General features: G+C 41.9%; 8 protein-coding genes, 7 tRNA genes, 3 rRNA genes and 1 other annotated feature (1 of these 19 running past the window's edge). Of the genes, 1 reads left to right on the top strand and 17 read right to left on the bottom strand.

What is annotated here, in order from left to right; genetic code table 11:
- Positions 1–195: a binding site (T-box leader), on the bottom strand (it extends 96 nt beyond the left edge of the window).
- Positions 196–200: 5 nt separating this feature from the next.
- The 17 genes from ispF to yneA form a co-directional block, all read right to left on the bottom strand.
- Positions 201–674 (bottom strand): 2-C-methyl-D-erythritol 2,4-cyclodiphosphate synthase, encoded by a 474-nt coding sequence (ispF, locus tag CPRO_RS10940; RefSeq protein ID WP_066051668.1) that lies wholly within the window; start codon positions 672–674, stop codon positions 201–203.
- 136 nt (positions 675–810) lie between these two features.
- Positions 811–1,443 carry a flavodoxin family protein gene (locus CPRO_RS10945; protein WP_066051671.1) on the bottom strand — a complete coding sequence of 211 codons (633 nt, stop codon included), beginning with the start codon at positions 1,441–1,443 and terminating at the stop codon, positions 811–813.
- A 212-nt stretch (positions 1,444–1,655) separates the two neighbouring features.
- Positions 1,656–1,729: transfer RNA gene (locus CPRO_RS10950), tRNA-Met, on the bottom strand.
- Positions 1,730–1,754: 25 nt separating this feature from the next.
- A tRNA-Val gene (locus tag CPRO_RS10955) sits at positions 1,755–1,827 on the bottom strand.
- Positions 1,828–1,832: 5 nt separating this feature from the next.
- A tRNA-Asp gene (locus CPRO_RS10960) sits at positions 1,833–1,906 on the bottom strand.
- Positions 1,907–1,919: 13 nt separating this feature from the next.
- A tRNA-Ile gene (locus CPRO_RS10965) sits at positions 1,920–1,993 on the bottom strand.
- A gap of 27 nt (positions 1,994–2,020) precedes the next feature.
- Positions 2,021–2,093: transfer RNA gene (locus CPRO_RS10970), tRNA-Thr, on the bottom strand.
- Between the two features lie 10 nt (positions 2,094–2,103).
- Positions 2,104–2,221, bottom strand: a 5S ribosomal RNA gene (gene rrf / locus CPRO_RS10975).
- 9 nt (positions 2,222–2,230) lie between these two features.
- Positions 2,231–2,302, bottom strand: a tRNA-Glu gene (locus CPRO_RS10980).
- 5 nt (positions 2,303–2,307) lie between these two features.
- Positions 2,308–2,379 (bottom strand) — tRNA-Asn (locus CPRO_RS10985).
- 66 nt (positions 2,380–2,445) lie between these two features.
- Positions 2,446–5,343, bottom strand: a 23S ribosomal RNA gene (locus CPRO_RS10990).
- 236 nt (positions 5,344–5,579) lie between these two features.
- Positions 5,580–7,113 (bottom strand): 16S ribosomal RNA (locus CPRO_RS10995).
- The 16S, 23S and 5S rRNA genes sit together here with 7 tRNA genes alongside, the layout of an rRNA operon.
- Before the next feature lie 516 nt (positions 7,114–7,629).
- Entirely contained in the window at positions 7,630–7,791 is a 162-nt protein-coding gene (locus tag CPRO_RS15395) for a hypothetical protein (RefSeq protein WP_157881674.1), read from the bottom strand.
- Positions 7,792–7,861: 70 nt separating this feature from the next.
- On the bottom strand, positions 7,862–8,677 hold the full coding sequence (locus CPRO_RS11000; RefSeq protein WP_066051674.1) for an EcsC family protein: 816 nt from the start codon (positions 8,675–8,677) through the stop codon (positions 7,862–7,864).
- 207 nt (positions 8,678–8,884) lie between these two features.
- Positions 8,885–9,892 (bottom strand): flotillin-like protein FloA, encoded by a 1,008-nt coding sequence (gene floA / locus CPRO_RS11005; RefSeq protein WP_066051677.1) that lies wholly within the window; start codon positions 9,890–9,892, stop codon positions 8,885–8,887.
- A 23-nt stretch (positions 9,893–9,915) separates the two neighbouring features.
- Complete coding sequence (locus tag CPRO_RS11010) at positions 9,916–10,380, bottom strand: NfeD family protein (RefSeq protein WP_066051679.1); 465 nt, start codon at positions 10,378–10,380, stop codon at positions 9,916–9,918.
- A 522-nt stretch (positions 10,381–10,902) separates the two neighbouring features.
- Positions 10,903–11,208 (bottom strand): cell division suppressor protein YneA, encoded by a 306-nt coding sequence (yneA, locus tag CPRO_RS11015; protein WP_082754343.1) that lies wholly within the window; start codon positions 11,206–11,208, stop codon positions 10,903–10,905.
- A 215-nt stretch (positions 11,209–11,423) separates the two neighbouring features.
- On the opposite strand from yneA, the gene lexA reads away from it, so the two are divergent.
- The gene (gene lexA, locus CPRO_RS11020) at positions 11,424–12,035 is read left to right on the top strand and encodes a transcriptional repressor LexA (RefSeq protein WP_066051682.1); all 612 of its coding nucleotides are present in this window, start codon (positions 11,424–11,426) and stop codon (positions 12,033–12,035) included.
- Positions 12,036–12,040 lie beyond the last annotated feature (5 nt).

The following is a 12,040-nucleotide window of genomic DNA, read 5'->3' on the forward strand; positions in this document are numbered from 1 at the left end:
CTACTAAAAATTCGCCTGCTCAGTTCAGGAACGCACTTCATTCTCCCCCACCTATAAGCGACTCCCACCCAAGTATCTCAAGATGTTGACAGATAAAACCATGCATACACGATTTCAAATCTCATCACCTTTCACCAAGGTCGCTACTCTCTGTTAGGCAAGAAAAGAATTACTCTTTTCCATCATAACCTTTTTCTTATTCACTTTTGCTGTAATAGGCAAACTGCCGTAGCGGCAATACCCTCGCCTGCTCCAGTAAAACCCAAACCTTCTTCCGTTGTTGCTTTTACATTCACTTGGCTTCTATTTATTTCCAGAGTTTTTGCAATTATTTCACACATTTCTGGAAGATAGGGCGCCAATTTTGGTTTCTGAGCAATAATCGTTGCGTCGATGTTAATTATACAATATCCCTTTTCAGAAATCAAGTATAAAACTCTGGAAAGAAGCTTTACACTATCAGCACCTTTATATTCTTCCTTCGTATCGGGAAAATGCCTTCCAATATCTCCTAATGCTGCTGCACCCAAAAGCGCATCCATAATAGCATGTAATAAGACATCAGCATCTGAATGCCCTAAAAGACCCTTTTCAAAAGGAATTTCTAATCCACCAAGAATCAGTTTACGATTCTTAACCAATTTATGCACATCATATCCAGAGCCAATCCGCATTTTTTTACCTCTCTTTTAAAATATGCTTGGATGTAAATAATTCTACTATCCTACGTAATTTTTTAATTCTATTACCCTACTATACCCTGACCTTATCATTCTGTCAAGAATGTGAAAATTACTGGATTAACCTTCATTATCGAATGAAATTTGTTCTATGTGTCCGCTCAACCTCAGGCAACGAAACTCCACTATTCTTACCAGCCTCAATATTTTTTAACATCCATGCCATATTTACCCCGATATTTCTCATGGTCTGCAGTCCCTCTGCATCCTGCTTAACCTCTTCGGGAGAATTACCATGCACCATATTCCAATAACTTGAAGCTACTATAGGCATCATTGCAATGGTAAAATATTTATTAATTACGTCAAATGATGCTGTAGTGCCACCTCTCCTAGCAGAAACAACAGCTGCTGCTGGTTTAAAGTTAAATGGGTTTTTAGGGGAAGTGGTTGAACAGTAAAAGGCTCTATCCAAAAAAGAGAGCAAACGACCACTAGGATGAGCATAATATACGGGCGAACCAAAAATAAAACCATCTGCCTCTTGAGCCATTTCTACAAATCTGTTTACGTCATCATCGTTAAAAATACATTTTCCTTCGTGGCACTTGCCACATCCAATACAATCTCTGATAGGTTTTGGGCCTAGTTGAAAAATTTCATAGTCAATTCCTTGTTTCTCCAAAGCCATGCCTACTTCTGTTAATGCTGTAAAAGTGCAGCCTTTCAAGTTTGAGCTTCCGTTAACCATTAATACCTTCATGCTATTAGCCTCCTTATTTATTATTGTTATTACAAATAATTAATTTTGATAAAACCGTTATTAAAATACCGGGTTTTACTTTCAAAATAAAAAATAATATTAAATCATACTATTTAAATATGGAATTATTATAACCTATTTATTTCATTATGCCTATATAAATTTAAAATTGAAAACAAAAAAGCACCCCTGCTTTAGGATGCAATAAGACATAGCGGAGGAGGGATTTGAACCCCCGACACTGCGGGTATGAACCGCATGCTCTAGCCAACTGAGCTACTCCGCCACATATTAATTTTTTTGTAATAAAATGGGAGTTACAGGGCTCGAACCTGTGACCCTCTGCTTGTAAGGCAGATGCTCTCCCAGCTGAGCTAAACTCCCATAAACGACTCAGAAGGGGCTCGAACCCTCGACCTCCGGCGTGACAGGCCGGCGCTCTAACCAACTGAGCTACTAAGCCATATTAAATTAAATGGGTCTTCAGGGACTTGAACCCGGGACCGTCCGGTTATGAGCCGGATGCTCTAACCAACTGAGCTAAAGACCCAAAATACTGCGCTCAGTTAAAAATTTAAGCCGATGATCGGACTCGAACCGATAACCTGCTGATTACAAGTCAGCTGCTCTGCCAATTGAGCCACATCGGCTTAATATAGATTTCGGCAACCATCTACTTTCCCAGGCAGCTTCCCACCAAGTATCATCGACCGCTCAGGTCTTAACCGACGTGTTCGGAATGGGAACGGGTGTGTCCCCTGAGCGCATCATCACCGAAAATCTAGAATGATCCGTGCGGGATTCGAACCCGCGTTACCGCCGTGAAAGGGCGGTGTCTTAACCCCTTGACCAACGGACCATTTACTCCCCGTGTTGGATTCGAACCAACGACCCTCCGGTTAACAGCCGGATGCTCTACCGCTGAGCTAACGAGGATTATCAAGGTATATCTCTACACCTTCAAAACTGAACACAAGAAACATTATATCATCAATCGAATTATTGGTCAAGCCCTCGGTCTATTAGTATTGGTCAGCTGAACATGTTACCATGCTTACACCTCCAACCTATCTACCTCGTTATCTTCAAGGGACCTTACTTCCGAAGAATGGGAAATCTTATCTTGAGGGCGGCTTCACGCTTAGATGCCTTCAGCGTTTATCCGTTCCATACATAGCTACCCGGCTGTGCAGTTGGTCTGCAACCGGTACACCAGAGGTACGTCCATCCCGGTCCTCTCGTACTAAGGACAGCTCCTCTCAAATTTCCAGCGCCCACAACGGATAGGGACCGAACTGTCTCACGACGTTCTGAACCCAGCTCGCGTACCGCTTTAATGGGCGAACAGCCCAACCCTTGGGACCTACTTCAGCCCCAGGATGCGATGAGCCGACATCGAGGTGCCAAACCTCCCCGTCGATGTGAACTCTTGGGGGAGATAAGCCTGTTATCCCCAGGGTAGCTTTTATCCGTTGAGCGATGGCATTCCCACTTATTACCACCGGATCACTAAGTCCTACTTTCGTACCTGCTCCAGCCGTCGCTGTCGCAGTCAAGCCACCTTTTGCCTTTACACTCTTTGAATGGTTTCCAATCATTCTGAGGTGACCTTCGAGCGCCTCCGTTACCTTTTAGGAGGCGACCGCCCCAGTCAAACTGCCCGCCTGACATTGTCCCCTATCCAGATAATGGACATGGGTTAGAAATCCAATGACATAAGAGAGGTATCCCACCGGCGGCTCCACCAAGACTAGCGTCCTGGCTTCATAGCCTCCCTCCTATCCTGTACATATATCATCGAATCCCAGTATCAGGCTGCAGTAAAGCTCCATGGGGTCTTTCCGTCCTGTTGCGGGTAACCAGTATCTTCACTGGTTCTTCAATTTCACCGGGCGTGTTGTCGAGACAGTGCTCAAATCGTTACACCTTTCGTGCGGGTCAGAACTTACCTGACAAGGAATTTCGCTACCTTAGGACCGTTATAGTTACGGCCGCCGTTTACTGGGGCTTGAATTCAAAGCTTCGCTTACGCTAACCTCTCCTCTTAACCTTCCAGCACCGGGCAGGTGTCAGCCCATATACATCACCTTACGGTTTCGCATAGACCTATGTTTTTGCTAAACAGTCGCTTGAGCCTCTTTTCTGCGGCCACTTTCGTGGCTCCCCTTATCCCTAAGTTACGGGGTTATTTTGCCGAGTTCCTTAACAACACTTCTCCCGTCGGCCTGTGGATTTTCTCCTCATCTACCTGTGTCGGTTTACGGTACGGGTACGTATAATACAATAGCGGCTTTTCTTGGCAGTGTGGATTCGGAAACTTCCCTACTTTTTTTCAGTCCCCATCGCACTTCATCATCAGAAAACGGATTTGCCTATCTCCCTTGACTTTGTGCTTAGCCGGGTATTTCCATTCCCCGGTTTTCCTATCCTCCTGCGTCCCCACAGTTCTGATTATACGTAGTACAGGAATATCAACCTGTTGTCCATCGACTACGACTTTCGTCCTCGCCTTAGGCCCCGACTAACCCTGAGAAGATTAGCTTTACTCAGGAAACCTTAGATATTCGGCCTACATGTTTCTCACATGTATCTCGCTACTCATTCCGGCATTCTCTCTCCTGTTTCGTCCACCATTGTTTTCACTTTGGCTTCGTCCTTGCAGGATGCTCCTCTACCACTTCCTACTCTTCGTAGGAAATCCGTAGCTTCGGTGACGTGTTTTAGCCCCGTTACATTTTCGGCGCAGGTTTTCTCGACTAGTGAGCTATTACGCACTCTTTAAATGAGTGGCTGCTTCTAAGCCAACATCCTAGTTGTCTATGAAATCCCACATCCTTTTCCACTTAACACGTACTTTGGGACCTTAGCTGTCGGTCTGGGCTCTTTCCCTTTTGTCCACGCGACTTATCTCACGCAGACTGACTCCCGAGGGTATCTCTACGGCATTCTTAGTTTGATATGAGTTGGTAACCTTTTTGGGCCCCGCGTCAGTTCAGTGCTTTACCTCCGTTAGACTCCTCTCGAGGCTAGCCCTAAAGCTATTTCGAGGAGAACCAGCTATCTCCGAGTTCGATTGGAATTTCTCCGCTATCCACACCTCATCACCACCTTTTTCAACAGATGTGTGTTCGGTCCTCCAAAGCCTTTTACGGCTCCTTCAACCTGGACATGGATAGGTCACCCGGTTTCGGGTCTACTAATACTAACTATACGCCCTATTCAGACTTGGTTTCCCTTCGGCTCCGTGGCTTCTGACCACTTAACCTTGCTAGCATTAGTAACTCGCCGGACCGTTCTACAAAAAGTACGCCATCAGGCACAAAGCCCTCTGACTGTTTGTAAGCACAAGGTTTCAGGTTCTCTTTCACTCCCCTCCCGGGGTTCTTTTCACCTTTCCTTCACAGTACTGCTTCACTATCGGTCACTAGGGAGTATTTAGGCTTGGGGGGTGGTCCCCCCGGCTTCCCACAGGGTTTCTCGTGTCCCGTGGTACTCTGGATTCTGTCAGCTGGCTCAAAATTTCGTCTACCGGACTTTCACCGTCTTTGGTCTGCTTTCCCAAAACAGTTCGACTATCTCTTGCCAATACCTTATACAGTCCGCAACCCCGAAGAACTAGGTCCTTCGGTTTGGCCTCTTTCCCTTTCGCTCGCCGCTACTTAGGAAATCGAGTTTTCTTTCTCCTCCTGCTGCTACTTAGATGTTTCAGTTCACAGCGTTCCCTTCCATACGCTATGTATTTACGTATGGATACTTGAGGTTTGCTCAAGTAGGTTTCCCCATTCAGAAATCTCCGGATCGATGGCTATTTGCGCCTCCCCGAAGCTTATCGCAGCTTATCACGTCTTTCATCGGCTCCTAGTGCCAAGGCATTCTCCTTGTGCTCTTTCTTGCTTGACCAGTTTTTTGCTTTGAATAAATTCAAAACAATAGCTTGTTCTTTGGAATGTTTCGTAGTAGCGATACTACGGTTTTGTTGGCATCGTCTGCCAACGTTTATTACTTTTATTTCTAAAAAAATTTTACTTTTTCTCGATTGACTCTTTTTTCTTGTATTCAGTTTTCAAGGTGCAGCATTGAAGGTTTGATCCTTCAAAACCAAACAGTAGTATACATTAACAACCAATACTCCATAGAAAGGAGGTGATCCAGCCGCACCTTCCGATACGGCTACCTTGTTACGACTTCACCCCAGTCGCTGGCTTCACCTTCGGCGGCTCCTTCCTTACGGTCAGGTCACCGACTTCGGGTGCTTCCAACTCCCATGGTGTGACGGGCGGTGTGTACAAGGCCCGGGAACGTATTCACCGCGACATTCTGATTCGCGATTACTAGCGATTCCAGCTTCATGTAGTCGAGTTGCAGACTACAATCCGAACTGGGACTGGGTTTTTGTGATTTGCTCGACGTCGCCGTTTTGCGTCACTTTGTTACCAGCCATTGTAGCACGTGTGTAGCCCAAGACATAAGGGGCATGATGATTTGACGTCATCCCCACCTTCCTCCGTGTTATCCACGGCAGTCTCCCTAGAGTGCCCAACTGAATGATGGCTACTAAGAATAGGGGTTGCGCTCGTTGCGGGACTTAACCCAACATCTCACGACACGAGCTGACGACAACCATGCACCACCTGTCACCTCTGCTCCGAAGAGAAGGTGTATCTCTACACCGGTCAGAGGGATGTCAAGCCTTGGTAAGGTTCTTCGCGTTGCTTCGAATTAAACCACATGCTCCACCGCTTGTGCGGGCCCCCGTCAATTCCTTTGAGTTTCAATCTTGCGATCGTACTCCCCAGGTGGAGTGCTTATTGCGTTAGCTGCGGCACCGAGGGTTCCCCCCCGACACCTAGCACTCATCGTTTACGGCGTGGACTACCAGGGTATCTAATCCTGTTCGCTCCCCACGCTTTCGAGCCTCAGCGTCAGTTTCAGTCCAGTAAGTCGCCTTCGCCACTGGTGTTCTTCCTAATATCTACGCATTTCACCGCTACACTAGGAATTCCACTTACCTCTCCTGTACTCTAGCTTGATAGTTTTAAATGCAATCCCGAGGTTAAGCCTCGGGCTTTCACATCTAACTTACCATGCCGCCTACTCTCCCTTTACACCCAGTAATTCCGGATAACGCTTGCCCCCTACGTATTACCGCGGCTGCTGGCACGTAGTTAGCCGGGGCTTCTTATTCAGGTACCGTCATTTTTTTCGTCCCTGTTGATAGAAGTTTACGAGCCGAAACCCTTCTTCCTTCACGCGGCGTTGCTGCATCAGGCTTTCGCCCATTGTGCAATATTCCCCACTGCTGCCTCCCGTAGGAGTTTGGGCCGTGTCTCAGTCCCAATGTGGCCGATCACCCTCTCAGGTCGGCTACTGATCGTTGCCTTGGTGGGCTGTTATCTCACCAACTAGCTAATCAGATGCGGGCCCATCCTGTACCGAATAAATCCTTTTCTTGCAAGAGGATGCCCTCTCGCAATGACATGCGGTATTAGTCACCGTTTCCAGTGATTATTCCACAGTACAGGGCAGGTTGCCCACACGTTACTCACCCGTCCGCCGCTAAAATATGTAATCTTCCTGCCGAAGCTCTCCGATTGCATATTTCCGCTCGACTTGCATGTGTTAAGCACGCCGCCAGCGTTCATCCTGAGCCAGGATCAAACTCTTATATTAAAGTTTTGTCCTGCCAGTCTTAATGTCTGGCTTACTTCCGATTTTTTCGAAATCGGCAAACTCTTTGTCTTCTTTTGCTTGTTCCGCAAAGCGGAAAAAGCTGAATTGACTATGGGTTGTGTGTTTGTATCTCTACTGTTTAGTTTTCAAGGATCAAGTAATTCTTTGTTGCTGTCATATTTCGTTGTCAGCGAAGATTAGTTTATCAGAAGCAATTCCTTTTGTCAAGAATTTTTTTTCCAATTTTTTATTTCTATTTGACATTTTTTGTTCCTTAGAATTGACTGCTTTTTTTCTATCTCAATGCTTTCAATCGGCAGTGACAGTTATTTATTATACACTGTTTTTCAATCTTGTCAACACCTTTTTCGACATTTTTTAAATAATTTATTGTTAATCCGTCAAATGCTGGTAATATCAACATTTCCTACAATAAAATCTTAATCAATGTAATTATTACTAAGAAAATCCCTTCCTTATACAAGAAGGGATTTTCAAAAAACTTATTGCTTATCTTTAGTTTGTGTTGCTTGATTTGTTAGTCTTGTTTGTTTTGTTTGTCTTATCACATTTACTGTTTGTTTGAGAACCAGTATCGATGCTGTATTCCTGAGCAAATTCGGTTCTGTTCATACCTTTTTGTGCTTTTTCTGATTCTTTATTTGTTCTCTTTTCCATAGTTAATGACCTCCTTAATTTCATTTCAATCTTTATTGATCGAGGAATATCCTCGCAATCATAGTATGGATTATCTTTCGTTTTTTATACCTAATCTTTTTTGAATCAGATATCTTTTTTTATATTTTAGAGACACATATTTCATAATTTTATGATAAACAAATGGGTTGACCATGCCGCCAACAATGCCAAGCACAAAAAAACCTTGAACAAATTTCGATAATAGTAATGCCTTAGAGAGTGCGATTGATGCTTTTTGTATTTCTTCTTCAAAATCATAAATAATTTGGCTCTCATTCATATGCACGATCCAAAATTCAACGCTATCATTTAACTTCTTTATCTCTTCATCAGTACATAAAGCGGCTGTAATCATTTTTAAAATGAGAATTTGTTCTTTTTCTTCTTTATAATTAAAACCATATCCAATTGCAGTTTCGTAAATACCTTTTAAAAGAACACCAAGGAAAAGTGGGATATCCGGCAAGCCAATTCCGATCGCCCCTAAGCTTATTCCTTCGGCCAATGTTACACAGGTATTAAAGCTCTGTTCTTTTTTTATTTCTTTCTCCAGAAGCCTTAATGACTTTTTATCAGGCCTTTGGTTTATTCTAAAATCATTAACTCTAAAAGCCAGTTCCAACTCGTCTTCCCGAAATGTTTTTTCTATAATCCCAATCCCTTTGGTAAAAATTAGTTGAAATGCCTTATTAAAACCTTTGTTCAATGTATCTATCATTTTTTCGGGAATCTTATTTTCCAACTCTTTCTTCAATTCGTCAAGCCTAGTGAAATTGTGTTTGATATTTTTTCGTTGTATTTTTTCCAGCATAGATTCTTCTATGGCTAAAGTTTTTTCCAATAAATCATCAAGGCTCCTTGACATAGAGACCCTCCTTCTCCTATTATTTCATCCTTATAATTATTGTCGTACCGACATTTAAAAACCGCCTTATTCCTAAATTAGCTTCCTTACGCATTTCACCCTACTATTCAGGTTAGAATACATTCTTGCCAAGACAATTTCCTCTATTTAAAAGTTAAAAGAAAGACCGTCCTTCAAAGGCGGTCTTTCTTACACTGTCTTTTTAACTTATGATTTCGTAGTAGGATCATTTTGGGACTTAAACATTTTGCCGATATCTGTCGTTCCAATATTATTTTTCATATTAGTATCTGATTGAATATTTTGCATACGGTAATAATCCATAACCCCTAAGTTGCCATTGCGTAATGCTTCTGCTAATGCCATAGGCACTTGTGCCTCAGCCTCAACAACCTTGGATTTCATATGCTCAACTTCTGCCTTCATTTCTTGCTCTTTTGCAATAGCCGTTGCACGACGTTCCTCAGCCTTCGCCTGGGCAATTTGTTTGTCCGCCTCAGCCTGCTGAATCTGCAAGTGAGCACCAATATTTCTACCAATATCTACATCAGCAATATCGATTGATAAAATTTCAAAAGCAGTTCCATTGTCCAATCCTTTTGACAAGACAGTTCTGGAAATTAAATCTGGATTTTCCAAAACACTCTTGTGACTTTGGGAAGAGCCAACTGTAGTAACAATACCTTCACCAACTCTTGCAATAATGGTTTCTTCCCCAGCACCGCCGACCAATCTGGCAAGATTGGTACGAACAGTTACTTTTGCAACTACCTTTACTTCGATGCCATCTATCGCTACTGCGGAAATCCATGGAGTTTCAATAATTTTGGGTGTTACACTCATACGAACAGCCTCAAAAACGTTACGTCCCGCCAAATCAATGGCTGCGGCTCTTTCAAACGAAAGATCAAGATTGGCTCTGTGTGCTGCAATCAATGCATCCACAACATTGTCCACACGTCCACCAGATAGCAAGTGAGATTCCAACTGATTTGCATTTACATCCATGCCAGCTTTTTGCGCTTTGATTAAGGGGCGAATAATTTTATCCGCACGAACACGACGAAGACGCATACCAATTAATGAAAAAATTCCTACTTTAACACCCGCAGAAACCGCAGAAATCCATAAACCTAAGGGCACAAAGCTTAAAAAAATCATGATGATAACAATAATGACAATGAGTGGCATGACCACCGGTATTAAATCAAACATTTATCGTTCCTCCTTATTCTCTTTTATTCTTCCCATTCCTTTACAGTCACTGTCTTACCTGAAATTTGAACAACCTTAACTCTTTTTCCTTTGTCAATAAAATCTCCTAAAGAGCAAACATCATAGTTATTTTCATCAATTTCAGCAACACCATAGGGTCTCAGTGTAGTTTGGGTAACACCAATTTTCCCAATTAGTCCTTCAAGTCTGGTTTCATCGAAATCCTTTGATTCCAGACGGTCATACAGAACCACTTTGTTATACAATCCGCTTTTTTTAGCAATCATCAACATTATAAAAAATAGAGCAACCAATGCTATAAGCAAAATCATAAATACGATGACTCCATAGATTTTTGCCGCCATAATTGTGGAGCATAATAATGAAAGAATACCAAAAACTCCAAAGACACCAAACCCAGGAATAAGCATTTCTGCAAAAACCAGAATTAAGCCTAGTATGGCTAACACGACAATCCAAGGTAACATATTTACCCTCCCTTCTCTATATTTTCTATTGATAATACTCGCCAGAAAATACCAATTTATTTTTCAATTCTAACACAATTATAACTACATCACAACGAAATTCTTTTAAAAGTAAAAAATGCTTAAGAAATGACTTTTCCATTTTTAATGGCTTATATCTTGATACTCTTCGTTGTTTTTATATCTAATTTATAATATCTCCAAAAAAACCAACTCTATGTTTTAAAAAAGAGCCTTAAAGGCTCTGAAAAGTTGTTAATATCACCAGTACTGTCGAGACTAAAATCTAAAAGCTTTCATTTTTATAAACTAAAAAAGAATTTCTAAAATTTAGACCACTTCGAACATCCTCGATTATTTTCAACATAATAACCAGATTTGTTCCAGTAAAGGATTCACTAATCAGCAAGTTTGAAATGAAATCCTCTAATCTTTTATCATTAACACTCTGTTCAGCCTATAAAACATAACCCTTGTTTCAAACACATACAGGCGATGAGAAAGAACTTGAAAGCTATTTGCTCATCTTTTCATTGGAACAATTAAACTTTCACCAGATAATATGTTCTCAGAACGCATTCCGTTAATTTTCATGATTTCAGAAATCATATGTTCTACTTTTTCATTATCCGCCTTATATTTTTTGGCAATCTGCCATAGAGTATCTCCAGAATGAATGAATACAGCTTCATAATAAACTTCTTGTGATTGCTCTCTCTGTGCACCCAATACCATGGTTCCAAGGCCTAGAATCATGCCCAATGTGATGAACAAAAATGCTCTTTCACGTACCTTTTTCATAAATCTTTTAACAAAATAATAATTCATAAAAACGCCCCCACGCGAACAAATTTTCTTTAATTCCCCTTTATACTAATCGAACTTATATTCTTTGTCAATATTTTTTTTGATATATTCCGAACGTAGGTTTGATTTTATTCTAGCTCTGTGTTATACTGCAAAAAAAGGAAATAGTTTTTTATATAATTGCACCGTATAAAAGTTTTTCATTTACAAAGTCTATCTGTAAAGGAGTGTTATCAATGGGCGATTTGTCACCTAAGCAAAGACAAATTTTAGAATATATGAAATCCGAAGTGAGAGAAAAGGGCTATCCACCATCGGTACGTGAGATATGCGAAGCAGTTGGTTTAAAATCCACCTCAACTGTGCATGGTCACCTTGCCAGATTGGAAAAAAAGGGACTCATTCGGCGTGATCCAACCAAGCCACGGGCAATCGAAATATTGGCTCCCGATTTTTATGATTCCCCCCAAAAAGAATTGGTAAACGTGCCTATTATAGGAACCATTACCGCAGGCACACCAATTTTGGCCGTAGAAAATATTGAGGATACCTTTCCCATTCCTGTTGAATATATCCATAATGATACTGTGTTCATGCTGCGCGTAAGAGGAGAAAGTATGATTGAGGCTGGAATTTTTGATAAAGATTTAATTCTTGTCAGGCAGCAAAATTCCGCCAATAACGGAGACATCGTCGTCGCTCTGATTGAAGATTTTGCTACCGTTAAAACCTTTTATCGAGAAAAAGATTTTATCCGTCTACAGCCTGAAAACTCTGCCATGTCACCAATCATTGTTCGTGATGTGACAATCTTAGGCAAAGTAATTGGTTTATTCAGAAAATTCTAAGGAGT

Origin of the sequence: Anaerotignum propionicum DSM 1682 (assembly GCF_001561955.1) — a bacterium.
GTDB lineage: Bacteria > Bacillota > Clostridia > Lachnospirales > Anaerotignaceae > Chakrabartyella > Chakrabartyella propionicum.

Bases quoted from the DNA above. Each gene is read 5' to 3' on its own strand.
- ispF (WP_066051668.1), bottom strand. From the start codon at position 674: ATGCGGATTGGCTCTGGATATGATGTGCATAAATTGGTTAAGAATCGT.
- CPRO_RS10945 (WP_066051671.1), bottom strand. From the start codon at position 1,443: ATGAAGGTATTAATGGTTAACGGAAGCTCAAACTTGAAAGGCTGCACT.
- CPRO_RS15395 (WP_157881674.1), bottom strand. From the start codon at position 7,791: ATGGAAAAGAGAACAAATAAAGAATCAGAAAAAGCACAAAAAGGTATG.
- CPRO_RS11000 (WP_066051674.1), bottom strand. From the start codon at position 8,677: ATGTCAAGGAGCCTTGATGATTTATTGGAAAAAACTTTAGCCATAGAA.
- floA (WP_066051677.1), bottom strand. From the start codon at position 9,892: ATGTTTGATTTAATACCGGTGGTCATGCCACTCATTGTCATTATTGTT.
- CPRO_RS11010 (WP_066051679.1), bottom strand. From the start codon at position 10,380: ATGTTACCTTGGATTGTCGTGTTAGCCATACTAGGCTTAATTCTGGTT.
- yneA (WP_082754343.1), bottom strand. From the start codon at position 11,208: ATGAATTATTATTTTGTTAAAAGATTTATGAAAAAGGTACGTGAAAGA.
- lexA (WP_066051682.1), top strand. From the start codon at position 11,424: ATGGGCGATTTGTCACCTAAGCAAAGACAAATTTTAGAATATATGAAA.